Consider the following 25,753-nt stretch of genomic DNA (forward strand, 5'->3'; position numbering starts at 1 on the left):
AAGGGTTCCTTAATGTGCGCGGCAAAAGGCGTCGAGCAGTGCGCTGTACGCCGACGGTTGCTCGATGTAGCCCGCGTGGCCCGCTTGCGGCACGATCTGAAACGGCGCCTGTGCGACTTGCGCGAGACGTTCGCAGGCTTGCGGCGACGTGATGGTGTCGTCGGCGCCGACGGCCACGGCCATCGGTACGCGGTTCACGCAGCGCGCGAGGTCGGCGGCGAGGTCGGCGTTCGCGAGCAGATGCGTGGCCTGCGCGTAACCGTGCGGCAGCACGCGCGCCATGTTCCAGCGCACCCACGCGCGCGACGCGTCGTCGGCGTGTGCGGAAAGCATGTTGGCGCTGCGTTTTTCGGCGAGACCTTGCGGACCGAGATCGGCGAGCATGGCCAGACGCGCGTCGCGCTTGTCGGCGCGCACTTGCGGGTCCGCCGCGCCATAACCGGCCGCAGGAGAAATCAGCAGCAGACCGCTCACGCGCTGCGGATGCGCGGCGGCAAATGCGCCCGCGATGATCGCGCCGAGCGAATGGCCGACCAGCACGCAGCGTTGAATATCGAGCGCGTCGAGCCAGTCCGCCAGCACGCGCGCGTAGTCGGCGGCGAGCGGCGAGGCGTTCGCGACCGGCGTGGACGCGCCATAACCGGGCGCGTCCCAGGCGATCACGCGACGGCTCGCGCCGAGCGTTTCCATCTGTTGCACCCACGAAGCCGCACCCGAACCGATGCCATGCAGCAGGACGAGCGGCAGCGCCTCATTGCCGTCCTCGCTGCCCGCGCCGGGCGCTGCGCGATAGCTCACGACGGCCTCGCCCGCTTGCACGTGGCGCGGCGCAAAGCGCGCGAGCCGCGTATCGAGCGTGTCAAGCGTGGCGGCTGATGAGGCGTCGGTGAGCATCGCGTCGTTCATGGCTTCGGTGTTCGTGTGCAACTTCGTCGGGTGTTCAGATGAATGACAGTCTTACTTCTGTTCGCGCTTGATCTTCGCGAGCGGCGAATCGGGCGGATACGTCGGCGTGATCGGCTTGGACGAACCGAGCATCACGCACATCAGCGCGTCTTCTTCGCCGATGTTGATTTCCGTGCGATACACGCCCGGCGGCACCGAGATCAGATCGCGCTCGCCGAGCACGGCTTCCCACGTTTCGCCGTCCTTTTCGCAGATCACTTTCATCTTGCCGCGCAGCACGAAGAAGATTTCTTCGACGTCGATATGGATGTGGCTCGGGCCGATGTTGCCGGCCGGAATCACCATCGTCGAGAACGTGAAGCCGCCCGACGGCACGGTGTTGCTGTCCTTCGCCACGCCGGTGCCGCCCGTGCCCACGTAGCGCATTTGCGCGCGGCGGTACTTCGGGTCGTAGTCGGCCTGGAACTTCAGCGCGTCCCAGTCGTAGCGGCGCGTTTCATAGCGCGCGACGCGGCTGTTCATCCAGTCATCAAAGCTCGCTTCGGCGGGACGGTCCCACGACTTGCGTTCGAGATTGGCATCGGCCATCGTTTTCTCCTTGGGTTCTTTCAAACGTTCTCGCGAACGGATAGTCCATTCGTCGACATCAATTCATCACGAAGCCGCCGTTCACGGGCAGCAATTGCCCGGTCACGAAACGCGCGGCGTCGGTCAGCAGAAACAGCACGGGGCCGGTCACGTCCTCGGGCACCTGGGCGCGTTGCAGCGCGCGGCCGTCGAGGTAGAACGCGTGGCGCTCGGCCGGCACGTAAGCGGTGGCTTCCACTTCCGTGAGGCCCGGCGCGATGGCGTTGACGGTAATGCCCTGCGCGCCGAACTCGCGTGCGAGCGAATGCGTCATCGCGATCACGGCGCCCTTGCTGGCCACATAGGCGAGCAGTTTGGGCGCGCCCCACAGCGCGGTGTCCGAGGCGATGTTGACGATCGCGCCACGGCCCGATTCGGCCAGGAAACGCTGCGCCGCCGTGCACATGAGCCAGGTGCCGCGCACGTTCACGTCCATCACGGCGTCCCACGTCGGCACGCTGATCTCGTGCGCGAACTTGCCGCCCGAGTTGGTGATGGCCGCGTTGTTGATGAGCGCGTCGATGCCGCCCATGCGTTGCGCCGCGTGTTCGACAAAGGCCGCGATGCTGTCGGGCTGCGCGAGATCGAGCGCCGCGAACGCCACGTCGTGACCTTGCGCCGCGAGCGATTGCGCGAGCGCCTCGCCCGCTTCGTGCAGCACGTCGCCGAACACGACGCGCGCACCGGCTGCCGCGAGCGTCGTGACGAAGTCGGCGCCAAGTCCACGCGCGCCGCCCGTGACGATCACGCGACGGCCCGCGAGCGCGCCTTGCATCGCGCCTTGTGCCGCGCTTTGTGCCGATACTGCGGACTCACGCATGGCTGTGGCTCTCGGCTTGCGCTTGCGCGCCTTGCTGCGCGCGGAACGCATCGAGATCGGCGAAATGCTGTTGCGCGCGCTGGCGCAGCATGCGGCGCACGCGCGTCATGCCGACGTCGTGCTGATAGAGGAATTCCTGGTCGCGTGCATTCGGCGCCATGCTTTCGAGCACGTAGCGATCTTGCTCGAGCACGGCCCAATGCAGACCTTCGAGGCGGTTGCGGTACATGAAGCGCCATGCGTCGCGCTGCCAGCCCTGCACCTTGCGCGTGCGCCAGAAGTACACCTGGCAGTTGTCCGCGTCGACCGGCACCGCGAAGCCGATGATGCCGAAGTTGCCGCCGGGGCCGAACTTCTTCTTGTACGGAATTTCCAGCCGCATCCACAGGCAGCCGGTTTCGCCGAGTTCGACCCAGTCGAAGTTGACGTCGCGCTGGCCGACCTTTTCGAACACAAGGCCCGAGTCGGTTTTACGCACGCGCATGTCGGCCTGCTTGTCGCCTTCGGCCATCGAGTGCGACGTCGCGTGCAGATACGCGCCGTGCATCGGGTCCATGACGTTGTCGATCGCGTACTGGTAATTGCACTTCCAGTTCGACATGCACAGGAAGCTCGCGTATTCCTCGCCCACGAGTTCTTGCGGCAGTTGCAGCGGCGCGGGTTCCTTGTGCGCTTCGTCGCCGAACCACAGGAACACGGCGCCCGCATGCTCTTGCGCCGGGTACGACTTCACGCACTTCTGGCCTTCGAGCGGGCATGCCGACACGGCCGGCACGCTCTGCACGGTGCCGCTGCCGTCGACTTCGATGCCGTGATACCAGCACGCCACGCGGTTGCCCAGATTCCAGCCGAGCGAGAGGCGCGCGCCGCGGTGCGGGCAGCGGTCTTCGAGCGCGTGGACCTGGCCGTCCTGATCGCGCCACAGCACGATCTGTTCGCCAAGGCGCGTGATGCCGATGGGCGCGTTGCCGACTTGCCAGCTCGGCGCGACGGGATACCAGTAGTTTTTGATGCCGCGGTCGAGATAGGCGCGGATCGGGTCGGCGCTCGCCGGGGTTTCGGTCGTGGGGGACGTCATGATGAGGACTCCGTATTCTTGTGGGCCCGACGCGCGCTTATTCGGCGAGCAGACGGAATTCGGCGGCGAGGCGCTCCGCGTTCCAGGCCGCGCCTTCGGGCGTGCGAAAGCCGATGCGGTTCAAACCGGCGACCACGTCGTCGAGTTCGGCGGCGCCCGCTTCGAACACTTGTTCGAGCGCGTCGCCGAAGTCGTTTTCGTATTGCGTCGGCTCGGCCTTGCGGTTTTGCCAGATCATGTTTTCGGTCTGGCCCGGCTGCTCGATCACGCCTTTGCCGGCGACGTTGTTGGGTTGCGGCGCGACCCAGGGCTTGAGCATCGGATTGAAATTCACAGGGACTTCACGCATGTCATTCCACCTTGATCTGGATTTCTTCACCGGCGAGACGCACGGCGTATTGCTTCAGCGCTCGGCCGCCCGGGCCTTTGATGCACTCGCCGCTCTTGATGTCGAACACCGCTTCGTGCAGCGGGCATTCCACCGTGCCTTCGTCGACGAAACCTTGCGTCAGCAGCGCGTACGCGTGCGGGCAGACGTTCTCGAGCGCGTAGACCTCGTCGCCCACCCTGTAGATGCCGATTTCGGTGCCGTCGAGCTTGTACTCGATCGGCGCGTCTTCGGTCAGATCGCCGGCATGCCCGGCACAGCGCCATTGTTCAGCCATTTCTCACCTTTCCTGGAGCAACCGTGTTCCATAAGCGGAACAGTAGTTTATGTATGGTCATTATAGGAGTCTGGCGCGGAGGACAAAATAAAAATCCAGCGCTCCTGGGGAAAACACCGAGCCTGTCTTCAAAATGATCGGCAAGGCGCTCGTGGAGGATGCCGAAGCAGTTGCCAAAACGCTTACGGTCCAAGTGCTTAGGTAGCCATGACTGGTTTGTCCGCGCTTGCCCACCCAGGGGAACCACTCTCCTGAAAAAGTATTTTGGCGTCTCGTGCAAGTCTCTATACTTTCCATAGGCAGCACGTTTGTCCATAGGTGAAACATACGACGGACAAAAAAGAAAAGCAAAGCCGCCATCGCATCGAGGGGTTGGGTCTAGCGGTTCCGGACGGGCTTTCAAGGCCATCTCACCGGAACCGGTCATTCGTCATACGATCAGGAGTCCAAAGTTGAAGCACTTCATTGCCGCGGGGTTGACGGGTCTGTGCGCCGTCTCGTCTGCATGGGCGCAAAGCAGCGTCACGCTATACGGCAGCCTGGATGCCGGGGTAGCCTACGTCAGCAACGTGGGCGGACATTCGAAGTGGATGGAAGAACAGGGCAACATGCAGCCCGACCGCTGGGGCCTGCGTGGTCAGGAAGATCTGGGCGACGGCCTGAAGGCGATCTTCCAGCTTGAAAACGGCTTCTATACGAACACGGGCGCGATGGCGAAGGCCAACACGCTGTTCAACCGCCAGGCGTATGTGGGTCTGAGTTCGGACCGTTTCGGCACGCTCACACTCGGCAATCAGACGCCGTTCTCGTTCGACACGCTCGGCCCGCTCAGCACCGCGTATCTCGCGGCGAGCTGGTACGCGTTCCATCCGGGCAATATCGATCAGCTCGCCGATACGGGCGTGGTGCCGTACAACAATTCGGTGAAGTACCGCTCGCCGAACTGGTATGGCTTCACGGCAGGCGCGATGTTCGGCTTCGGCAACAGCACGAACTTCTCGAATGGCCGCACGATGGGCTTTTCGATCAGTTATGCGAACGGTCCGTTCAAGGCCGGCGCGACGTGGTCGAACGAGCACAACCGCACGGTGTCGATGTCGACCACGGGCATCACCACGTTCCAGGGCCAGGCCGCCGCGAGCTATATCGCCGACAAGGTCGAGAACATGGGGATCGGCGCGTCGTACTCGTTCGGCAAGGTGCTGGTGCACGGTCTGTATACGCGCACGAAGCTGCAATCGAACGGCTATTCGGACACGTTCCAGAGCTACGACGCGGGCGCGAACTATCAGATGACCAGCGCGAACTCGATCGTCGGCGGCGCGGCCACCACGTCGCTGTCGGGCCGACGCTGGACGCAGTTGATGATCGGCGACGTCTATGCGCTGTCGAAGAGCACGCAGGTCTACGTGAACGCGCTCTACGAGCACGCGAATTCCGATGCACAAGCGGCGTTCTTTACGGCGGGCGTGTCGAGCGGACGCAATCAGACGATCGTGCTCACGGGCATTCATCACTCGTTCTGATCGCACAGAAGAAAAAAGCGCGCCGCATGACGCGGCGCGCTTTTTTTTATTCAGGCTGGCGAAGCGGACTCAGCTCGCTTGCACGCTGCCGCCATGCGCGGCTTGCGCTGCCGTGGGATCGCCGGGCAGCGGCCGGTAATTCAGACGCGCCGACAAATCCAGCGCCGCCGCGCACACCGCCGTAACGAGCGGCGCGCGCTCGGCTTCGCTGCCGATATCGGAGCGCGGCACCGTGGCCGTGAGCGCCGCGACGATGCGGCCCGACTGGTCGCGCACAGGCGCGCTCACCACCGAAATCCCCGTTTCGAACGACGCCTCGCTGAGCGCATAGCCCTGCTCCGCGAATTCGCGCACGCGCGCATAGAGATCCGCGACCGTGGCGGGCGTGCGGTCCGTATAGCGTTCGAGCTGCTTCTCGGGATAGAGCGCGCGCAGTTCCGTGAGCGAGAGATCGCCCATCAGCACCTGGCCGTGCACCGTGGCGTGCGCGGGCAGGCGCGTGCCCACATGCACCTTCACCGAGCTGAACATCGGCTCGCGCGTTTGCGCCTTGGCGACGAACACCACGTCGCGCCCGTCGCGGATCAGCAGATGCGTGCTCAGGCCGGTCGCGTCGCGCAGACGTTCGAGCACCGGCGTGCCGAAATCGGTCAGTTCGAGCGAGCTCAGATACTCGAAGCCGAGCCGCAGCACCGCCACGCTCAGCCGATATTGACGGTCGCCGTTCGCGCGTTCGATGAAGCCGAGCGCTTCCAGCGTCTGCAGCAGACGAAACGTCGTGGTGCGCGGAATGCCGATGCGGCGCGACAGTTCGGGCGCGCCCAGCACGGGCTCGCGCGCGGAAAATTCGGTGAGGATGCGCAGGCCGCGTTCGAGGCCCGGCACGAGATAGGTCGAGGCGCCCGCGCCTTCTTCCTCGGCGGGGCTGGCTGCGTCAGCGGCGTCGGCGAGATCGGCAAGGTCGGCGCTCTGCGCGGCGTCGCGGGTCTCCTCGGGCGGCGCGGCGCGCTTGCCCGGCGCCGGGCTGCGTCGGGCGGCGCCTGTCGTGTTCTTGGTGGCCATGGCGGCTGGAATCTGCTGAAGTCGGTCGATAAGTGGAGGCAATGATAACGCGAAGCGCCGTCCGGACTTAAAGATCGCGGGTCGGGGCGACATGCTGCCGCCCCGCTCGACCGCCCGCTTCCGCCAGATTCGCCTCCCGGCCGGGCGCAAAACGCGCTCGCCGGCGCCGCTGATGCCCCGTCTCTACGCGACGACCCGCGCCTCAGGTGCGGAACACCGCCACCGCCGTGGCGAGCCGCCGCGCCTGATCCTCAAGCGACGCCGCGGCCGCGGCCGCCTGCTCGACGAGCGCGGCATTCTGCTGCGTGACCTGATCCATCTGCGCGACCGCGAGATTCACCTGATCGATGCCGGTGCTCTGCTCGGTCGCCGCCGACGCAATCTCGCCCATGATCGCGCTCACGCGCCCGATCGCGCCGACGATCTCCTCCATCGTCGTGCCCGAGCGCTCGACCAGCGTCGCGCCGGTTTCCACGCGCGCCGTCGAGGCGTCGATCAGCGACTTGATCTCCTTGGCCGCGCCAGCGCTGCGCTGCGCGAGCGAGCGCACCTCGCCCGCCACGACCGCGAAGCCGCGCCCTTCCTCGCCCGCGCGCGCCGCTTCGACCGCCGCGTTGAGCGCCAGAATATTGGTCTGGAACGCGATGCCCTCGATCACGCCGACGATCTCGGCAATGCGCCGCGAGTCGTCGACGATGTTCTGCATCGTGCCCACCACTTCGCGCGCGAGTTCGCCGCCGCGCGCCGCCAGGCCGGACGCACCGTGCGCCAGCGAACTCGCCTCCTGCGCGTTACCCGCCGTCTGCTTGACCGTCGACGTCAATTGTTCGATGCTCGCCGCCGTTTCTTCGAGCGAGGCGGCCTGCTCCTCGGTGCGCTGCGACAGATCGGTGTTGCCCGCGGCGATTTCGCTCACGCCCGTATCGATCGATTCCGCGCCCGCGCGCACCGTGCTCACCATCGTCACGAGCGCGGCCTGCATGCGTTGCAGGGCGGCCGAGAGCTTGCCCATTTCGTTGCGGCTCGCCACGGCCACCGCCGCGCTCAGGTCGCCCGCCGCGATGCGCTCGAACTGCGCGACGGCGGCGTCCACCGGATGCACGATCGCGCGCATCAGCGCCGCGCGGCCGAGCCACGCGCACAGCAGCGCGAACACCATGCCCACGGCCACCGCGACGCTCACCACCTTGAAGCGCGTCTGCGCGTCGCGATAGCGCTGCGCGCCGTGGTCGATCTGACGCTGTTCGAGCGCGAGCATCGCCTTTTCGAAACCGTTGTAGAGCGCGGGCAGCTTGTGCGCCTGCAATTCCTGGAAGCCGTTGCGGTCGCCGCTCTTGAGCGCCGCGAGCGCCGGATCGACGCCCGCGTGCAGGAAATTGTTGCGCTTGTCCTGCATGTCGGCGATCAGGCGGCGATCCTCGTCGTCGTTGCTGGCGAGCGAGAGATAGTGATCGAGCCGATCGTTGGAAATCTTGAGGTAGGTGTCGAAGCGCTTGAGGACGGCGTCGGCGCCGGTCTGATCGCCGAGATCGGCGAGCGACGCATAGGTGGCGAGCGCGAGCCGCAGCCGCAAGAGCTGGCCGGCGCTGCCTTCGAGGTCGGCCACGGCGGGGGTGTCCACCGTGTACATGTCCTGCATCGCGTCGTTGCCCGCGCGCATCGACAGTAGCCCCGCCGCGGCGCCGATCACCAGCACCACGCCGAAAAACGCCACCATCAGGGTCAAACTCGCGCGTATCGAAAGCTTGTTGAGCATTCTGGTCTCCTGGAACGCGGCGCGAAAGCGCGATGCGCAGCGTTCCCTCTGTTCAGCCGGCGCCGGTGCAGGGCGTCGGACGTATCGTCCGCCCTGTCGCGAAGCGTGCGCGGGCGGCTCTATTCGGGTTGGTGTAGTCTCGATGCGGCTTTTTTGGGGCTTCAAACCGGGTCAACGGCAGCGCGGCGCAAAAACTTTAGGCACGTGCTTAATGCATCGCGGCGCGCGGCTTGACGTGAAGCATGGCGCGATGCCGAACGCGTACCAGCCTTGCGCAAACCTTTCGCCGACGTTACACCGCTCCCGGCGCGCGCCGCCCCTGCTCTACAATCGTCCACTTGCGCCCGCCGCCTCGACATCCGCGCGGCCAGGCTGCCTTCGAACCCAACTCGCGACGTTCGCCGCATCCGCGAACGCCGCCACCATCACGCCCCCATGCGCCTCCTCCACACCTCAGACTGGCATCTGGGCCAGAACTTCATGGGCAAGAGCCGCCAGGCCGAGCATCAGCAGCTCATCGACTGGCTTGTTACCCAGCTCGACGCCCATGCGGTCGACGCCGTCCTGATCGCCGGCGATATTTTCGATACCGGCACGCCGCCGAGCTACGCGCGCGAGCTGTACAGCCAGCTCGTCGTACGCCTGCACGCCGCGGGCGTGACGCTGCTCCTGCTCGGCGGCAATCACGATTCCGTGGCGACGCTGCGCGAAAGCAGCGCGCTGCTCGAACGCCTGTCGGCCCAGGTCGTGCCGCACGCGGACGCCGCGCCCAACCAGGTTCGCGTGCTGCCGCTGCGCGGCAAGCCCGACGAAGCGGGCTGCGTGGTCTGCGCGATTCCGTTCATCCGCGCGCGCGACGTGATGCAGGGTGAAACCGGCCAGAGCGCCGAACAGAAGCAGCAGTCGCTGCAACAGGCGATTCAGGCCTACTACCAGGCCGTGTTCGCCGCCGCCGAGACGCGCCGCGCGCAACTGTCCGCCGAACTCGGCCGGCCGGTCCCGCTGATCGCCACCGGCCATCTGACCACCGTGGGCGCGAGTGCGAGCGAATCGGTGCGCGAGATCTACGTGGGCGCGCTCGACGCGTTCCCCACCAGCGCATTTCCGCCGGCCGACTACATCGCGCTCGGGCATATTCATCGTCCGCAGAAAGTGGGCGGCCTGGAGCACATCCGCTATAGCGGTTCGCCGATCGCGCTGAGCTTCGACGAAGCCACGCAGCGCAAGGAAATGCTGCTCGTCGATGTCGGCGCGAACGGGCTGGACGCCGTCACGCCGCTCGCCGTGCCCGCGTTCCAGACGCTCGCCGCGCTGCGCGGCAATCTGAAGACGCTGCCCGGCGCCTTCGCCGACATCGCGCGCGACGCCACGCCCGAGCGCCCCGCGTGGCTCGAAGTAACCGTCGCCGAGGACGACTATCTCGCCGACCTGCCCGCGCGCATCCAGGCGATGACCGAGGATCTGCCGCTCGACGTGCTGCGCATTCGCCGCGAGCGCGGCAACGCCGCCGCGCAACTCTCAGCCGACTCGGGCGTGACGCTCGACGAACTCGATCCGCTCGACGTGTTCGCGCGCCGCCTCGCGCACGAAACGCTCGACGACGACGTGCGCGGCGCACTCACCGACCGCTACAAGAACGTACTCGCCGCCATGCAGGCCACGCCGGAGGACGACGCATGAAAATCCGCAGCCTGCGCCTCAAGAATCTCAACTCGCTGAAGGGCGAGTGGCGCATCGACTTCACGCAGCCGCCGTTTTCGGAGAACGGCCTGTTCGCGATCAGCGGCCCGACCGGCGCGGGCAAGTCGACACTGCTCGACGCGATCTGCCTCGCGCTCTATCACGAGACGCCGCGTCTCAAGACGGTGTCGGCGTCGGCGAACGACATCATGACGCGCCATACCGCCGACTGCCTCGCCGAAGTCGTGTTCGAAGTGAAGGGCGCGGTCTATCGCGCGTTCTGGAGCCAGCGCCGCTCGCGCGACAAGGTGGACGGCGCGTTGCAGCAGCCGCGCGTCGAACTCGCGACGGTCGAGCACGACGACGGCAGCGGCACGATCCTCACGCAGCACATCAACGAGAAATTGCGGCGCGTCGAGGAGATCACGCGGCTCGATTTCCCGCGCTTCACGCGTTCGATGCTGCTCGCGCAAGGCGGCTTCGCGGCGTTCCTGAACGCGAGCGCGAACGACCGCGCCGAACTGCTCGAAGAACTCACGGGCACGGAAATCTACGGCGAAATCTCGCGTCAGGTCTACGAGCGCGCGGGCGCGGCGCGCGATGCGCTCAAGCAGTTGCGCGCCCGCGCGGACGGCATGGAATTGCTGACGCCCGAGCAGCGCACGGCGATGGAGCAGGACATCGCCGCGCTCGCCGACCAGTCGAACGCGCTCGCCACGCGCACGAAAACGCTGCACGCGCAGCGCCAATGGCGGCGCGATCTGAGCCAGGCGCAAGCCGACGCGCAAGCGGCGCACACGCGTCTCGCGAGCGCGAGCGCCGCGTACGAGGCCGCCGCGCCCGAGCTCGCGCGCCTCGCCGCGAGCGAGCCCGCCGAAGCGCTGCGCGCGGCGCATCAGCACGCGCAGCAAACGGACGCTGCCTGCAAACAGACCGATGCCGATCTCGCCGCGTCGCGTCGTCGCCGCACGGAGCAAGTCGCGGCGCAGCGTCGTCAAACCGGCGCGGCCGCCGCGCTGGCCGCGCGCATCGTGCGCGACGCCGAGCGTCGTCTCGCGCAACTCGACGCGGAGAAGCAGCAACTCGATCGCTACTGCAGCGCGCACGCGGCGCACGCGCAACTGGGCGAACGCATCGGCGCGTGGCGCGAGCAGTTCGAGCAGCGCGCGCGCCGTCATGCGGACAGTCGCGCGCGCGAAACGCAGCAGACGGCCCTGCAAAAGCAGCTCGCCGACGCCCACGCGCAGCGCGAACAGCACGGCAAAACGCTCGCGGATTGCACGCGCGCGCAAGCCGAATCGGACACGCAATTGCGGACGTTGAGCGCCGCGCAGACCACGCGCCTCTCGGGCCAGACACTCGCGCAACTGCGCGACGCCGCGCAGGCAGCGCAACGCGCGGTCGAGCGCTGGGCGCAGTTGCAGACGCTCGCCGCCCGCCGCCGCCAGCTCGCGACGGAAACCGCGACGCTCGCGGCCAGTCTCGCGCGCAGCGACAGCGAGATCGCCGCGCAAGATAGCGCGCTCGTCACGCTGCAACGCGCGCACGCCGAACTCCAGGCGCGCGCCGCCGACAAGCAGACACTGCTCGAACAGGAACAGGTGATTCGCAGTCTCGCGCAGCATCGCGATGCGTTGCAGCCCGGCGAAGCGTGTCCGTTGTGCGGTTCGCACGATCATCCGGCTATCGCTGCGTATCGAGCGCTCGACGTGTCGGCGACGCAAGGCGCGCTTCAGGCGATCCGCGCCGATCTTCAGGCATCCGAACAAACGTTGCGCGGCGCGGCTGAGAAACTGTCCGCGTTGCGCGCGACGCAGGCGCAGCAGCGCGCGCAACACGATCAGCTCGCCGCACGCGACACGCAGGATCGTGCGGACTGGCAGGCGTTGTCGGCGTCGCTCGCTTCGTCGCTGGTTGCGTCGCTCAGGCTCGACGCCGACGCATGGCAGGACGCCGATGCGCTCGCACAAGCAAGCGAGGCCGCCGCGCAATCGGCGCAGCAAATCCGCCAGCATCTGACCGAGACCGAACGCGCCGAGGAAGCGCTCGCTCAAGCACGCGAAGCGAATACGCGCTGCGCCCAGGCGCTACAAGCGGCGCAGGCGCGCGGCGAGTTGCTCGAACAGTCGATCGCGAGCGTACAGGAGCGCCGCGCGGAAACCGAACGCGAACTCGCGGCATTGCGCGTCCGGATCGAAGAAGAAGCGCAGGCTTTGCTCGCCTCGATGCAGACCGGCACGCAAGCCGACGGCGCGCCGCTCGCGGCGCTGCCCGACGATCCGCGCGCGTGGCTGCACACGCGCGACGACGAATGGCGCAAGTGGCAGGAGACGCAGCGCCGCCTTCACACGCTCGCGGAATCGCTCGCGCACGAACGCGCCCAGGCCGACGTCGCGCGCGCGCAACTTCAGGTGTGGCGCGAACGGTGCGCATCGATTGGCGCGGAAGTCGCGCAAGCGGCGCAGAGCGCGCCGATGGATTCGCTATTCGACGACGAAGACGACGCGCCCGGCGAAGACTTCGCCACGGCCGCCGCACGCGCCGACGCGCTCACGCGCGAACTCGCAGCGCTCGACGGCCAGATCGCGCAACTCGAACGCTCGCTCGCGCATCAGCGCGACGCCGCCAGCCAGGCCGCGCAAACGTGGAGCGCGGCGCTCGCGGCGAGTCCGTTCGCGCAGCAGGACGATTTCCTCGCCGCGCTCCTGCCCGCCGAGGAACGCCAGCGCCTGCAAGCACTCAAGCAACAGCGCGAGCAGGAACGCGACACGGCCACCGCACTGCTGAACAGCGCGCGAGAGAAGCTCGCACGACTCGAAGCGATGGTGGAAGCGACGGCGCAGACCGAAGCCACACTCGCCGAACTCGACGCGCAGATCGACAGCGCGGAAAGAGATAACGCGACGCTCAACGAACGGCTCGGCCATCAACGCGGCCTGCTCGCGCGCGACGCGCAGCAGCGCGACAGCCAGCGCGCGCTGTTCGCGCAGATTGACGCGCAGACGCAGGACGCCGATCTCTGGCAGCGCCTCGACGCGCTGATCGGCTCCGCGAAGGGCGACAAGTTCCGCCGCTTCGCGCAAGGTCTCACGCTCGATCATCTGCTCGCGCTCGCCAATCGCCATCTCGATCGTCTGCATGCGCGCTATCTGCTGCGCCGCAAATCGACGGGCGAACTCGAACTGGAAATCGTCGACGGCTGGCAGGCGGACGTCACGCGCGACACGCGCACGCTCTCGGGCGGCGAGAGCTTCCTCGTGAGTCTCGCGCTGGCGCTCGCGCTCTCCGACCTCGTGAGCCACAAGACCTCGATCGACTCGCTGTTCCTCGACGAAGGCTTCGGCACGCTCGACGGCGACACGCTGGAAATCGCGCTCGACGCGCTCGACACGCTCAACGCGAGCGGCAAGATGATCGGCGTGATCAGCCACGTCGACAGTCTCAAGGAGCGCATCGCCACGCAGATCCGCGTGGAAAAAGGCGGCGGCATCGGCCACTCGCGGCTGGTGATCTAGCCGCGCGCAACACAAAAGAACGCGCCGCGCGCCTCAGCCCTGTTCGGCCTTGCGCGCGGCGATCTCCAGCATCGGTTCGCCGATCTCGCGTTCGCCGCGCGCGACGAGCGCCTCGCCCGCGCCGCGAATATCGCGCGCTTCCTTGTTCTGCGAAAGTTTGCGCTTGCCCGTGAGCCGCGTCATCTCGATCTCGATGCCGACGATGGCCTTGAGCATCGTGTCGAGATAGTCGACGGGCGCATCGCCCATCTTCCACGGCTGCGGCTCGCTTGCTTCGTGCGTGCGCGTGAGCCGCGCGACCACGCCACGCACGAACTTCTCGTCGTCGCGCACGCGAATGCGGCCATGTGCGTGCACGACCGCGTAATTCCAGGTGGGCACCTGCTTGTGGTGTTCGTGCTTGCTCGGATACCACGTCGGCGAAATATAGGCGTCGCCGGCGCGGAAGATCGCGAGCACTTCATCGCCGTCCGCGACGTCCTGCCAGAGCGGATTCGCGCGCGCGACGTGCGCGTGCAGCGTGCCGAACGCGCCCTCGCCCGCGAGCAGTTCGAACGGAATGTGATTGGCGTCGAGTCCGCTCGCGCCGTGCGTGACCAGCGTGCCGAACGGGTGCTGCGCGATGAAGGCGTGCAGCGCCTCGGGGCGGGATTCGTCGAAATGGGCAGGGACGTACATGGGGGCTCCGCGTGGCGCTGTCGGCTCAAGCCGCGCGCATCGAACGTCAAAAAACCTATTGTCACGCCAAAACGGCCAACGCTGTAGAGCCAGCGGGAACGGCATTCGGGGAACCAGGCCCGCGTGCAAAAGCGGCGCAATCCGCTCGACGCGTTGCGCGTGCCTGCGACGAGCACCTCGCAATTGCAACCTTACGATTGCTTGACTTCGCGGGGCCGCCTTCTATGCTTGAACGATCGCCCATTCACGGCGCATCGACGCGAGGCCTGGCAGACCTCGCGGCGTTCGAACAGGGAGGCGGACATGGAAGCCGGCGACGCGTTCGCGCAAATCGCGGCGACGATCGAGCGTTTTTTCATCGGCATGCACAACGGCGACGCGCGGCGTCTGCGTTCGGCGTTCGATCCGCACGCCCAGCTTTGGGGCTATTACCACGGCGACTTCTATCGCCAGTCGCTCGACGAGTGGATCGCGGAAATCGAAGGCATGGACAAGCCCTCGGAAAGCGGCGAGCCGTTCGACATGCGCATCGTTGCGGTGGACGTGACGGGCCGCAGCGCGGCAGTCAAAACGGCCACGCTGTATCAGGGCTTGCGTTTCACGGATTATCTGACGCTGGTGGAATTCGACGTCGGCTGGAAAATCGTCAACAAGACTTACCACCACGATTGACGATCAAAGCGCTCGCGTATCGGGCGCATCGAGCGCGTCCACCACTTCCACCTGCACGCCGAGCAGCGCGCGAAACGGTTCGAGCGCCGCTTCGCCCGCGCTCGCGGCGGTAATCAGACGCCACTCGCGCTCGATCGGCGTCCAGTGCTGCTGGCGCGCGCGGCCGAGCTTGTCCGAGTCCGCCAGCACGATCACCTGCGCCGCGCGCCGGATCATGCAGTCCTTGAGCGACGCCTGCTGCGCGCTCGCTTCGCACAGACCGAATCCGGCCACCACGCCGTCCGCGCCGAGAAACGCCGTATCGACGCTCACGCGCGTGAGCAGCAGTTCCGCGAGCGGGCCGAGCGTGCTCATGCTGGAGCTGCGCAGATCGCCGCCGAGCAGCGTGACCTGAATGCCGGGCGCGTTCGCGAGCGTGGCGACCGCGAGCAGATTGTTGGTGACGACATGCAGATCGCTGCGCGCCAGCAGATGACGCGCGAGCGCGGCGCAGGTGGTGCCGCCGTCGAGCATGACGGTGTCGCCGTCGCGCACGTGAGCCGCGGCCGCCAGCGCGATGCGCTCCTTCTGCTCGCGCTGCGCCGCCTTGCGTTCCTCGAGCGAGGCCTCGGGTTCGTGCACGCCGACCAGCGCGGTCGCGCCGCCATACGTGCGCACGAGCCGGCGCTGCTTGTGCAGCACCGCGAGATCGCGGCGGATCGTGGCTTCCGACACGCCCAGCGCCTCCGTCAACTGTTCGACGTTGGCCTCGCGCGTCTGCACGAGTTCGAGAATGGCGCGGTGACGGTCGGACGCTTTCATTGCTAAAAAGTGAGCTGCGGGAACCCGGCGATCTTACACGATGGCACGTGCGCGCCGGGCCGCGCGGCCCATGACGGCGGCTTGGCGTTTAGCGGCGCGCCTCGTGTCGCGCCGGGTGTCAAACTTAACGGCGCGTCGCCAGCTCCGCGCCCTGACGCAGCGCTTCGAGCATGCTGCCTTCGTCCACGACGCCCTTGCCCGCGATATCGAACGCCGTGCCGTGATCGACCGACGTGCGGATCACTTCGAGACCCACGGTGACGTTCACGCCCGCTTCGAGGCCGAGCACCTTCACGGGGCCGTGGCCCTGATCGTGATACATCGCCACGACGAGGTCGAAGTCGCCGCGGCCCGCACGGAAGAACAGCGTGTCGGCGGGCAGCGGGCCGGTCACGTCGAGACCGCGTTCCTGCAGCAGCTTGACCGCCGGAATGATCTTCTCTTCCTCTTCGCCATAGCCGAACAGACCGTTTTCGCCCGCATGCGGATTGATCCCGCACACGCCGATGCGCGGCTTCGCGATGCCCGCCTTCACGAGCGTGGCGTTGCCGCGCTCGATCGTGCGCTGCACGAGGCCCGGCTCGATCTTGCGGATCGCGTCGATGATGCCGATGTGCGTCGTCACGTGAATCACGCGCAGTTGCGGCGCGACCAGCATCATCGAGACTTCGTCGACGCCCGTGAGGTGCGCGAGCATTTCCGTGTGGCCCGGATACTTGTGGCCGCCCGCGTGCAGCGCTTCCTTGTTCAGCGGCGCGGTGCAGATCGCGTCGATCTGCTTCGCCTGCGCCAGTTCAACGGCGCGCGCGATATAGCGGTAGGCGGCGTCGCCCGCGAGCGGCGACAGTTCGCCGAACGGCAGATCTTCGGGAATCAGTTCGAGGTCGATCACGTCGATCGTGCCTCGTTCGTAGCGCGCCTGCGACGGATCGGCGATGCGGCGCACGTCCATGTCGAGCTGGCAGATGACGATCGCGTGCTCGAGCCGGCGCGCGTCGCCGATCACGAGCGGACGGCATTGTTCGTAGACCTGCGCGTGCGTCAGGCTCTTGACGACGACTTCGGGGCCGACGCCGGCGGCGTCGCCCATCGTGATGCCGATGACAGGGATATAGGTGCTCATACGTTCCTCGATGGTGCGGTGGGCGCAACGGCGTCCGGCGCCGTTGGCTCGTGTTTTGTGCTGTTGTGTTGCGTGCTGTCCGGTTCGCCCGGTGTGCGAGCTTGCGTCTCTTCGTGCGGCGTGCCGCGCAGGTGCAGCCAGGCCGCGTACAGCGCCTGTTCGGTGCCGAACGCGCCCGCCTTCGTGACGACGGCGGGCCGGTGCGCGCGCGCGGGCGCATGCGGACGCGCGACCGCCACGCCCGCTTCGATTTCGGCGATCAGACGCAGGCTGCCGATGCCGGCCGCGTCGAGCATCGCGCGCGCGGTCTCGCCGCCCGTCGCGATCAGGCCCGCGGTCTGCGTGAAATGCGGTGCGACGAGCGCCGCGAGCCGCGCGGACAGGCGTGCGCCCTCGGCGGGATCGAAGGCGTCGTCGCGACCGATGCGCAGCAGCAGATCCGCGCCCGCCGCCAGCGTTGCGCCGATGCGCGCGTCCCACTGCGGCCAGTGCGCGTGCGTCTCGCCCGCGCGCAGCACGGCGGGCGGCACGATCAGTTCGGCAAGTCCCGCGCGCTCGCGCAGGACCGCGCATTGGCGCTCGCCGACCGCCGAGAGGCTGCCGACCAGCACCAGAATCGGGCCGGGTCCGCTGCCGCCGAGGTCGGGCGCCGAAGGCTTGAGTGCGCTGGCATCGTCCGCTTGAGTTGCGGTCTGAGTGGCGGCTTGCGCCGCATCCAGCGTCGCCAGTTCGCGCGCGAGACCGCCCGAGCCGACCCAGAAAAACGCGCTGTCGAGCGCGAGCGTGGCGCGCGCGAGTGCGCGCAACTCGTCGGCGCTCTGGGCATCGACGATCAGCGCCCGCGCGCCGTCTTCGCCTTCCGCCGCAATCAGCGCCACGCGGCGCGCGAGCGCGCGCGGGTCGGCGTGCAGCGTCGCTGCGTCGAAACGCTCGCTGCGCAGTCCGGCCGCCGCCAGCATGACGGCCATGTCGGCGGGACGATCGGCGTGTTCGAGACGCCACGTCTCGGTCTGCGCGAGCGGCACGCCGTGCACGAGCAGCGCGCCGTCGCGCACCGTGCGACCGGTCGCGGGAAACGCGGGCGCGACGATCGCGAGACCGGCGCGCGCCTGCAAGGCCGCGACTTCGGCGGCCCAGTTGCCGCGCAGCGTCGAATCGATTTTCTTGTAGAGCTTGCGCTGCGGCGCGCGCGGTTCGCCCGCGCCGCGCAGCGCCTCGAACGCCAGCGCCGTGCGCGCCGCCGCGTCGGCGGGCGTGAGACGGCGCGTGTCGGTGTCGGCGGCGATCACGTCGGCGGCGAGTGGCGTGTCGTCGTGCGCGTCATCCTGCGCGGCCGCGACGTTGGCCACACCCTCGTCCGCGCGCGACGCGTCGAGCGTCACCAGCGTGCGATGGCCCGCGTTGGCGAAACCAATCGCGCAATCGGCGGCGCCAGACAGATCGTCGGCAATGATCAGCAGCTTCATTGCGCGACCCGCTTCGCGTCCGGTGCGTCAGCCTGATTCTGGACTTGCGCCTCGCCGCGGCGCGCGAGGCGCGCATTGGCGCGCTTCGCGACCCACGCGGTCAGCACGGGCGAGACGATCGCCGAGACCACCACGGCCGCCGCCACCAGCAGCGTCGCGCTCTGCGCGGCCGGTTCGTAGACCGGATTGGCCGCGGCCACCAGCGCCGGAACCGCCGCCGCGTTGCCCGCGGTGTTGGCCGCCGCCACGCCGGCCACGCCCGTGCCGCCGGTCGCGCGATCGGCGAAATAGAGCGGAATACCCGTCACGACCACCACGCCGATGCCAAGCCCGATGCCCAGCAGGCCCGCCTGCCAGACCTTGTGCAGATCGAGGCCCGCGCCGAGCGCCAGCGCGAAGAACGGAATCATCACCGGCACGGCGCGCGCGAGGAAAGCGCGCATTTCGCGGTCGAGATTGCCGAGCAGCATGCCCGCGCACAGCGGCAGGATGCTGCCGACCAGCGTCTGCCACGGAAACGCCGAGAGGCCCGCCACGCCGAGCGTGACCATCGTGAGAAACGGGCCCGATTCGAGCGACATGATCGTGTACGCGCCCACGTCTTCCGAGCGGCCGTACTGGCCCATCAGCGCCATATAGAGGCCGCCGTTGGTGTCGTTCATCGCGGCGATCACGGCCAGCGTGGAGAGACCCGCGAACAGACCCGAGGCGATCGGCGCCTCGCCGAGCAGATGCCCCATCACGATGCCGACCAGGATCGCCGCGCCCACCTTGGTCGCGAACAGCGCGCCGCCCTTCTTGAGCAGATAGGGCGTGGCCTTCACGTCGATGCTCGCGCCCATGCACACGTAGAACACGGCGAGGATCGGCAGCGAGCCGGTGAACAGCGCATTCGTGAACGAGCCGAAGAATTTCGGCAGACCGGGCGCAAAGGTCGCGACGAGCGAACCGAGCAGCAGCGGCACGATCATCATGCCGCCGGGAACGCGCTCGATCGAACGCTTGATGGGAATCTGGGCCATGGGAAGTCTCCTCAATGATGATCCGATCGGCGCATGACCCGGGACGACGCGCCCGGTTTGAGCGTCTTGATCGGTTTGCTCACTTTTTTGATTGAAACGATCATGGCGGAGTGTAAACGCGCGCTACGTTTTGCGCAATTCGATCAAACGAATGATCGAAACGATCAAATTGGGGACGATAGGCCGCGCGACGCGCACGCGCGAGCGCGCCCGGCCGCGGGGTGCGGCGTGCAGGATAAAACGAAGGGAGCGGCGTTGCTGCCGGCGTTACGCGCGCGGGTGTTGATCGACGTGGGCGGCGTGGGCGGCGTGGGCGAAGTGGGCGGCGTGGGCGGCGTGGGGCGGTGCTGAAAGGCGCGGGGCGGCGTGTGCGGACGCCGTCCGCGTGCTGACGGGATCAGGCAGACCGCGTCAGGCCGCGAATTCGCCGCGCGGCGCGACGAAGCGCGCAGCCGGATCGACCTCGGAACGCGTGAGAGCGTGCTCGAGCGTCGTCGAGCCGACGCGCTCCAGCAGATGCAGCAGCTTGGCGATACGCGACCGCTGGCTGGCGACGAGATCGTGCGTCTGCTCCAGCGTCTGCAGCCGCTTGCGGCAGTATTCGCGGTCGATGCCGCGCGTCGCATTGGCCACCGTCGCGAAGCTGAGAAACTGCACCATGCGCTCGACGTGATCGAGTTGCGCATCGGCGAGCCGCGCGGGCAGCAGGCCGGCGTTTTTTGCCGACGTCACTGCCGGCTCGTTAGTTGATTTTTTTGCCGGTACGGCCGACGGCTGCGGCGGTTTTCGGCGGGTCTCACTCGTACTCATTAAAGGCCCCTGGTCGTTTCTGTCCTGCGTCCCGGCTTCGCTGGAAAGCGCCGCGGCAGGCCGACTTCCCCGGACCGGCCGTTTCGACGCCACGCTGCTCCCGCCCGGCCGGACGCCATTGCCCGAACACAGTGCGAAACCCGACTATTTGTCGTACGACAATACCTGGTAATGTTTGGTAGGCTTGACCGTCCGTCTCAAACGCATCCGTTGACCGAGATCGACACTGATCGACACCGAATCGACACTCAACCGCCGCCACGCCGTGAACGCACCTCCCGCCCCGGGCGAACTCGCCCGCGAACCCGCCAGCGGCGCCGTCCTTGCGGCGAGCCGGTTCAGCACGCACGCGCAGGCGCGCGGCGAGCAGCTGATCGCGTGGCGCGAGCGCGTCGGGCATGTCGTGGACGTGGTGCCGTCGCGCGGCCAGATCGAAGGCGGCTTTCGCGGCCAGATCGACCGCTACGCGGCGGCCGGCTTCTCGTTCACCGATTGCACGACCGACGCGCTGGTGCTGGAACGCCCGGTCGCGCGTGTCTCGACCGACCGGCGGCGCGACTTCGCGTTCCATCTCTACGCGCAGGGCGACTCGGGCCTCACCACCGGCATGCGCCGCAAACGCAGCGCCGACGAGACGCCCACGCGCATCATCGCGATGGACATGAACCAGCCGTTCCGCGTGGAACGGCCGGCCTGCCGCGTACTCAGCGTGTTCGTGCCGCAGGAAACCGTCGACGCCAACCTGCCCTACGCCGAGTCGATCCACGGTCAGGGCCTCGCGCCGCACACGCCGCTCGCGCAATTGAGTCTCGCGCACGCGCTCGCGCTGGCCGACACCCTGCCGCAACTCGACGCCGCCCAGGCCGCCGAAGCCATGCAGGTTGCCGCGCAGTTGCTGCTGGCCGCGTATCGCGGCGAGGCGCGCCTCGGCGAACGCGGGCGCGCCGCCGCGCAAGCCGCCGTGATGAACCAGGTGCGCCGTTACGTCGATGCGAACCTGCATCATGCCGATCTCACGCCGAGCACGGTGGTCGCGGCGCTGCAACTGAAACGCGCCACGATCTATCGCTGGTTCGAGCAGGAAGGCGGGCTGGGCGCGTATATCCGCCATCGACGGCTGCGCGAGGCCGCCGACGACCTGGTGCGCTTTCCGCATCTGCTCGTCACCGAGATCGCGTACGGGCTGGGCTTCAACAGCGCGTCCGATTTCACGCGCGCGTTCCGGCGCGCCTTCGGCATGAGCCCGCTCGACATGCGCGCGCGGGCGCTGGAGCTGCGGCGCGCGACGGCGTGACAGACGTAAAGCGCGCGCGAGGCGCAGGCTATGACGGCGGCAAGCTGATGGTGGCCGGCGACGCGCTGAGGGGGTGAAGTGAAAAGCGCGGGCTCATCGGACCGCGCTATCAAGGTTCAATACAACAGATCCTCGTAGAACGCGCCGAACGGCTTCGTCGGATGCGCGATCTGGATTTCGAGAATCCACAAACCGGCGTTGGGGCACGCGTCGAAATCGCCGAGATCGCCTGCGCGATAGATCGCATGCGGAAAGTCCGAGACGCGATGGCCCTTGATGTCGAGATTCAGACGCCAGCCCAGCGCTTGCGCGCGCTCGTCGGCATAGGCATAGAGCGCCGTGCCCGCCGCGCCCGTTTTACGCCAGTGCTGCTCGACGTCGTCGAACAGTGTTTTCGCGGCCGCGGCGCAGGCCTGCATTTCCGCATCGTCGCCGACGACGAAGGTCGCGCCCGCATCGCCCTCGTGCGCGCCCCAGACCACGCCGAGATCGAGAAAGAAGATGTCGTTGGCCCGCAGCACCGGATCGCCGACCGAGCGCTCCTTGAACATGCGCAGCGTGTTCTCGCCGAAACGCACGATGGTCGGATGCCAGATGCGATCCATGCCGAGCGCTTCCATCTCCGCCTTGCACAGCGCCGCCGCTTCCGACTCGCGCATGCCCGGCACGACGCGCGGCGCCACGCGCTCGATCACCTGCCAGGTGCGCTCGCGCGCCGTCTGCATCTGTTCCTTCACATACTTGCTGCCTACCGCTTCCTTCGCCGCTTGGGTTGCCTGTGCTGTCTGGGGACTTGTTGTCGTGCTCACCGTGGTCTCTCCGCTTCGATATATCTTTTTGAATATATCGCGCGAGACCGCGCATGTCCATTCGACGCGCGGCCTCGCGGCAGGCAGCGGGAGACGCCCGAAAGTCAGCGCGCGAAGTACATGTCGTGCAGTTCGTCGACGTTCACGTCCTTCGCGCGCGCCTCGAACGTCACCTTGCCGCCCTGCATCAGATAGACCTGATCGGCGAGCCGCAGCGCCATGTGCGTGTTCTGCTCGACGAGTACGATGGTGCGCCCCGCCGCCTTGAGCCGTTCGAGAATCGCGAACACTTCCTGCACCATCACCGGCGCGAGACCCAGCGACGGCTCGTCGATCAGCATCAGTTGCGGCGACGACATCAGCCCGCGCCCCAGCGCAAGCATCTGCGCCTGGCCGCCCGACAAGGTGCCGGCGGGCAGCGCGCGGCGCTCCTTGAGCAGCGGAAAGAGCCCGTAGACTTCTTCGAGTTGCCGCGCCGCGCCCGCGCGCCGCGACTTCGCGAACGCGCCGAGCATGAGGTTTTCTTCGATCGACATGTCGCGGAAAATCATGCGCCCCTCCGGCACCATCGCAATGCCGCGCTGCGCCATGTCCCACGTCGGCACACCGGCGAGCGGCGCGCCGTCGAACGCGATCTCGCCGTGCGCGAGCGGCACGAGGCCCATGATCGCGCGCAGCAGCGTGGTCTTGCCCGCGCCGTTCGGCCCGACGATCGTCGTCACCTCGCCCTTCGCCACCGCGAGCGAGACGTCCCAGAGCACGTTGATCGCGCCGTAACCCGCGCGCGCGTGGCGAATCTCGAGCATCTCAGGCATGAGCGGCCTCCCCCGTATAACTGCGCACGACTTCCGGATCGCGGAACACGTCGGCAGGCGGACCATCCGCGATCAGCTTGCCGAAATTGAGCACCGCCACGCGGCGGCACAGGTTCATCACCGTTTCGATATCGTGCTCGATAATCAGGATCCCTACGCGATAACGTTCGTGCACGTCGAGGAGCGTCTTCATGAAGCGCCGCTTGGTGGCCGTCTCCAGGCCGCCGAGCACTTCGTCGAGCAGCAGCAGTTTCGGGCCGGTCGCCAGCGCTTTCGCCACTTCGAGCGCCTTGAGTTCGGTGAGCGCGAGTTCGGTGGCCGCGTCGCGCTGCGCCTTGCCCGCGAGCCCCATGAAGTCGAGAATCTCGTCGATGCGCGCCTCGTCCACGCGGCCCGCGCCGAAGCGTTGCGCGACGATCAGGTTCTCGCGCACCGTGAGTTCGTGCAGCGGTTGCGGCACCTGGAACGTGCGCCCGATGCCAAGGCGCGCGCGCCGGTACAGCGGCGTCTTGAGCAGGTCGACGCCCTCGAAGCGGATCGCGCCGCTCGTCGGCCGCACGAGTCCCGAGATCGCGTTGAACAGCGTGGTCTTGCCCGCGCCGTTCGGCCCGACGAGACCCACCACGTCGTGCGTGCCGAGCGTGAGCGAGACGCCGCTCACCGCCGTGAGTCCGCCGAAACGGATCGACACATCCTTGAGTTCCAGTTCAGCCTGCTGCATGGACACCTCGCCCGGTACGTTTGAAGCGCAGCGCGGTCAGCCCCGCGGGACTCACGATGATCATCGCCACCAGCAGCATGCCGAGCACGATCTGATGCCCCGTCGGCAGCAGGCTCTTGAGCACGAGCTGATCGATCAGATAGACCGATACCGCGCCCACCAGCGGCCCGAGTATCGTGCGATAGCCGCCGCAGATCGCCGCGATGATCGGCACCACGGCCCAGCTCGCGTTGAACGCGTAATCGGGTTCGAGAAAGTTGATGTAGTGCGCGTTGAAGGCGCCGACCAGACCCGTCATGAGCGCGGAGAGCATCAGCATCGCGAGCTTGAGGATCACGCTGTTGACGCCCACGACGCGCGTGGCGTCCTCCGATTCGTGCATCGCGCGCAGCGCGAGCCCCACGTTCGAGCCGCGCAGCTTCGCATAGAGCAGCGCGAAGGCGAGCACGAGCGTGAGGATCACGACGTAGCCGCCGCTCTTGCTGCCGAAGTCCACGCCGAGCAGCTTCGGCAGCGCCGGAATGCTGGACAGGCCGCTCGCGCCGCCTGTGAGCCCGGACCATTCCGTCGCAACGATGCGGAAGATCTGCGCATACGCGAGAATCGCCAGCGCGAAATACGGGCCTTTCAGACGCAGCGCGGGCGCCATCGCGAGCGAGGCGACGCTCGCGCCCACGCCGCCCGCAAGCATCGCGGGAAACACCGGCCAGCCCGCCTTGAGCGTGAGCAGCGCGGAGATATACGAGCCCACGCCGAAGAACGCGCTGTGCCCGAAGCTGACCATGCCGCCGAGATTGCCGAGCAGCGCCCAGGCGAGCGCGATGCCCGCGATCGTCAGCGACGCGACCGCGAGACTCATCAGATAGAGGTTCTGCCCGAGCGCGAGCGGCACGGCCGCGTAGAGCACGACGAGCGTGACAACGAGCCCGGCGATGCGTTGCGCGGACCAGACCGGCTTCGCGCGCGCGTCGGCGCTCGTCGCGGCGGCGGGCGTGTGAGTGGTGGTGGTGTTCATCGAGTTTCCCCCGTCATCCTCGTCTTTTCGCCACGCCGAACAGGCCGTTGGGCAGCACGTACAGCACGATCAGGAACAGCAGCATGCCGGCCAGTTCCTGCAACGCCGAACTCGCGAGCGTGACGGTGAGCGCCTCGGCCACGCCGAGCAGCAGCGCGCCCGCGAGCACGCCCGGAATCGACCCCACGCCCGCCAGCACGGTGATGATGAAGGCCTTGACCGTCAGCGCCTCGCCGATCGCGGGCTGCACCGCGCTCGACGCATAGATCGACACGCCCGCGCACGACGCCAGCACGCCCGCGACCACGAACGACACCAGTTCCACCTTGCGCGGATCGATGCCCATCAGGCGCGCCGCGTCGCGATTGCTCGAAATCGCCCGCACCGCGCGCCCGTACCACGAGCGCGTCAGCCACCACCAGAGCGCGAGCATCAGCAGCACGCTGATGCCGAACGACATCACTTCGCTGCGCATCGACAGCAGATCGCCGAGCATCACGCTGTCCTGCAGCCAGGCGTCGTTGGTCGAGCGCACGTCGGCGCCCCAGCCGAGCAGCACGGCGTTCGTCAGCACGATGCCGATGCCGTAAGTGAGGATCAGCGAATTCAGCTCGCGGTCGCGTTTGATGCGGCTCACCAGATACCACGCGAGCGCGGCCGCCGCGCACACGACCGGAATCGCCACGGGAATCGCGAACACCGGATTGATGCCCAGCCGCGTTTCGAACGTATAGGCGATATACGCGGCCAGCAGCACGAGTTCGCCGTGCGCGAGGTTGATGATGCGCATCGAGCCGAACACCAGCGCGAGCCCGAGCGCGACGAGCGCATACGCGCCGCCCACCAGCACGCCCGAATACAGCGACTGCAACACGAGTTCGCTCATCGCGAT

The 25,753-nt window shown here is 67.5% G+C and carries 25 protein-coding genes; 6 read left to right on the forward strand and 19 right to left on the reverse strand.

Going from position 1 to position 25,753, the window contains the following annotated elements:
- Nucleotides 1–9 precede the first annotated feature (9 nt).
- Genes BMY06_RS28160 through BMY06_RS28185 form a run of 6 tightly spaced genes read right to left on the reverse strand, consistent with a single transcriptional unit; the run spans nucleotide 10 to nucleotide 4,096 of the window.
- Nucleotides 10–906, reverse strand: a complete 897-nt coding sequence (locus BMY06_RS28160; protein WP_080180323.1) for an alpha/beta fold hydrolase — start codon at nucleotides 904–906, stop codon at nucleotides 10–12.
- 51 nt (nucleotides 907–957) lie between these two features.
- Nucleotides 958–1,494, reverse strand: coding sequence for a cupin domain-containing protein (locus tag BMY06_RS28165; protein ID WP_074986600.1), 537 nt, complete (start codon nucleotides 1,492–1,494; stop codon nucleotides 958–960).
- A gap of 58 nt (nucleotides 1,495–1,552) precedes the next feature.
- A complete protein-coding gene (locus tag BMY06_RS28170) occupies nucleotides 1,553–2,308 on the reverse strand; it encodes an SDR family oxidoreductase (protein ID WP_074986601.1) in 756 nt (251 codons plus the stop codon).
- A 37-nt stretch (nucleotides 2,309–2,345) separates the two neighbouring features.
- Nucleotides 2,346–3,431 (reverse strand): aromatic ring-hydroxylating dioxygenase subunit alpha, encoded by a 1,086-nt coding sequence (locus BMY06_RS28175; protein ID WP_065057804.1) that lies wholly within the window; start codon nucleotides 3,429–3,431, stop codon nucleotides 2,346–2,348.
- A gap of 37 nt (nucleotides 3,432–3,468) precedes the next feature.
- Entirely contained in the window at nucleotides 3,469–3,780 is a 312-nt protein-coding gene (locus BMY06_RS28180) for a recombinase-like helix-turn-helix domain-containing protein (RefSeq protein WP_074986602.1), read from the reverse strand.
- A gap of 1 nt (nucleotide 3,781) precedes the next feature.
- A complete protein-coding gene (locus BMY06_RS28185; RefSeq protein WP_074986603.1) occupies nucleotides 3,782–4,096 on the reverse strand; it encodes a non-heme iron oxygenase ferredoxin subunit in 315 nt (104 codons plus the stop codon).
- Nucleotides 4,097–4,548: 452 nt separating this feature from the next.
- Between BMY06_RS28185 and BMY06_RS28190 the strand changes: the two genes are divergently transcribed.
- Nucleotides 4,549–5,622: a porin gene (locus BMY06_RS28190; protein ID WP_074986604.1), complete on the forward strand. Its 1,074-nt coding sequence runs from the start codon at nucleotides 4,549–4,551 to the stop codon at nucleotides 5,620–5,622.
- 69 nt (nucleotides 5,623–5,691) lie between these two features.
- Here the strand turns inward: BMY06_RS28190 and BMY06_RS28195 are convergent, their stop codons facing one another.
- Nucleotides 5,692–6,684: an IclR family transcriptional regulator gene (locus BMY06_RS28195; RefSeq protein ID WP_074986605.1), complete on the reverse strand. Its 993-nt coding sequence runs from the start codon at nucleotides 6,682–6,684 to the stop codon at nucleotides 5,692–5,694.
- Between the two features lie 202 nt (nucleotides 6,685–6,886).
- A complete protein-coding gene (locus BMY06_RS28200; RefSeq protein WP_074986606.1) occupies nucleotides 6,887–8,440 on the reverse strand; it encodes a methyl-accepting chemotaxis protein in 1,554 nt (517 codons plus the stop codon).
- A 435-nt stretch (nucleotides 8,441–8,875) separates the two neighbouring features.
- Here BMY06_RS28200 and sbcD point away from each other — a divergent pair, with 435 nt between their 5' ends.
- Together sbcD and BMY06_RS28210 are read left to right on the forward strand one after the other, a co-directional pair.
- Complete coding sequence (gene sbcD, locus BMY06_RS28205; protein ID WP_074986607.1) at nucleotides 8,876–10,120, forward strand: exonuclease subunit SbcD; 1,245 nt, start codon at nucleotides 8,876–8,878, stop codon at nucleotides 10,118–10,120.
- Nucleotides 10,117–13,635, forward strand: coding sequence for an AAA family ATPase (locus tag BMY06_RS28210; RefSeq protein WP_074986608.1), 3,519 nt, complete (start codon nucleotides 10,117–10,119; stop codon nucleotides 13,633–13,635). The genes sbcD and BMY06_RS28210 overlap by 4 nt, the downstream gene beginning before the upstream one ends.
- A 33-nt stretch (nucleotides 13,636–13,668) precedes the next feature.
- Here BMY06_RS28210 and BMY06_RS28215 read toward each other — a convergent pair whose 3' ends face one another.
- Nucleotides 13,669–14,313: an FMN-binding negative transcriptional regulator gene (locus BMY06_RS28215; protein ID WP_074986609.1), complete on the reverse strand. Its 645-nt coding sequence runs from the start codon at nucleotides 14,311–14,313 to the stop codon at nucleotides 13,669–13,671.
- 303 nt (nucleotides 14,314–14,616) lie between these two features.
- On the opposite strand from BMY06_RS28215, the gene BMY06_RS28220 reads away from it, so the two are divergent.
- Entirely contained in the window at nucleotides 14,617–14,985 is a 369-nt protein-coding gene (locus tag BMY06_RS28220) for a nuclear transport factor 2 family protein (protein ID WP_065057795.1), read from the forward strand.
- A gap of 3 nt (nucleotides 14,986–14,988) precedes the next feature.
- Here the strand turns inward: BMY06_RS28220 and BMY06_RS28225 are convergent, their stop codons facing one another.
- The 4 genes from BMY06_RS28225 to BMY06_RS28240 form a co-directional block, all read right to left on the reverse strand.
- Nucleotides 14,989–15,786 carry a DeoR/GlpR family DNA-binding transcription regulator gene (locus tag BMY06_RS28225; RefSeq protein ID WP_065057794.1) on the reverse strand — a complete coding sequence of 266 codons (798 nt, stop codon included), beginning with the start codon at nucleotides 15,784–15,786 and terminating at the stop codon, nucleotides 14,989–14,991.
- 124 nt (nucleotides 15,787–15,910) lie between these two features.
- Nucleotides 15,911–16,909: a 4-hydroxythreonine-4-phosphate dehydrogenase PdxA gene (pdxA, locus tag BMY06_RS28230; RefSeq protein WP_065057793.1), complete on the reverse strand. Its 999-nt coding sequence runs from the start codon at nucleotides 16,907–16,909 to the stop codon at nucleotides 15,911–15,913.
- Nucleotides 16,906–18,375 carry a four-carbon acid sugar kinase family protein gene (locus BMY06_RS28235; protein WP_074986610.1) on the reverse strand — a complete coding sequence of 490 codons (1,470 nt, stop codon included), beginning with the start codon at nucleotides 18,373–18,375 and terminating at the stop codon, nucleotides 16,906–16,908. The genes pdxA and BMY06_RS28235 overlap by 4 nt, the downstream gene beginning before the upstream one ends.
- Nucleotides 18,372–19,397 carry a 2-keto-3-deoxygluconate permease gene (locus BMY06_RS28240; RefSeq protein ID WP_065057791.1) on the reverse strand — a complete coding sequence of 342 codons (1,026 nt, stop codon included), beginning with the start codon at nucleotides 19,395–19,397 and terminating at the stop codon, nucleotides 18,372–18,374. The genes BMY06_RS28235 and BMY06_RS28240 overlap by 4 nt, the downstream gene beginning before the upstream one ends.
- Nucleotides 19,398–19,430: 33 nt before the next feature.
- On the opposite strand from BMY06_RS28240, the gene BMY06_RS28245 reads away from it, so the two are divergent.
- Nucleotides 19,431–19,748, forward strand: coding sequence for a hypothetical protein (locus BMY06_RS28245; protein ID WP_074986611.1), 318 nt, complete (start codon nucleotides 19,431–19,433; stop codon nucleotides 19,746–19,748).
- Between the two features lie 60 nt (nucleotides 19,749–19,808).
- Here the strand turns inward: BMY06_RS28245 and BMY06_RS28250 are convergent, their stop codons facing one another.
- Complete coding sequence (locus BMY06_RS28250) at nucleotides 19,809–20,129, reverse strand: hypothetical protein (protein WP_074986612.1); 321 nt, start codon at nucleotides 20,127–20,129, stop codon at nucleotides 19,809–19,811.
- A gap of 343 nt (nucleotides 20,130–20,472) precedes the next feature.
- Here BMY06_RS28250 and BMY06_RS28255 point away from each other — a divergent pair, with 343 nt between their 5' ends.
- A complete protein-coding gene (locus BMY06_RS28255; RefSeq protein ID WP_065057789.1) occupies nucleotides 20,473–21,501 on the forward strand; it encodes a helix-turn-helix transcriptional regulator in 1,029 nt (342 codons plus the stop codon).
- A gap of 116 nt (nucleotides 21,502–21,617) precedes the next feature.
- Here the strand turns inward: BMY06_RS28255 and BMY06_RS28260 are convergent, their stop codons facing one another.
- The 5 genes from BMY06_RS28260 to BMY06_RS28280 form a co-directional block, all read right to left on the reverse strand.
- Complete coding sequence (locus BMY06_RS28260; RefSeq protein WP_231957416.1) at nucleotides 21,618–22,310, reverse strand: M24 family metallopeptidase; 693 nt, start codon at nucleotides 22,308–22,310, stop codon at nucleotides 21,618–21,620.
- Between the two features lie 104 nt (nucleotides 22,311–22,414).
- Entirely contained in the window at nucleotides 22,415–23,116 is a 702-nt protein-coding gene (locus tag BMY06_RS28265; protein WP_074986613.1) for an ABC transporter ATP-binding protein, read from the reverse strand.
- Between the two features lies 1 nt (nucleotide 23,117).
- Nucleotides 23,118–23,846 (reverse strand): ABC transporter ATP-binding protein, encoded by a 729-nt coding sequence (locus tag BMY06_RS28270; RefSeq protein ID WP_065057786.1) that lies wholly within the window; start codon nucleotides 23,844–23,846, stop codon nucleotides 23,118–23,120.
- On the reverse strand, nucleotides 23,833–24,861 hold the full coding sequence (locus BMY06_RS28275; RefSeq protein WP_080180322.1) for a branched-chain amino acid ABC transporter permease: 1,029 nt from the start codon (nucleotides 24,859–24,861) through the stop codon (nucleotides 23,833–23,835). The genes BMY06_RS28270 and BMY06_RS28275 overlap by 14 nt, the downstream gene beginning before the upstream one ends.
- Before the next feature lie 13 nt (nucleotides 24,862–24,874).
- Complete coding sequence (locus BMY06_RS28280; RefSeq protein ID WP_065057785.1) at nucleotides 24,875–25,747, reverse strand: branched-chain amino acid ABC transporter permease; 873 nt, start codon at nucleotides 25,745–25,747, stop codon at nucleotides 24,875–24,877.
- Nucleotides 25,748–25,753: the final 6 nt, after the last annotated feature.

This window comes from Paraburkholderia tropica (genome assembly GCF_900109265.1).
GTDB lineage: Bacteria > Pseudomonadota > Gammaproteobacteria > Burkholderiales > Burkholderiaceae > Paraburkholderia > Paraburkholderia tropica.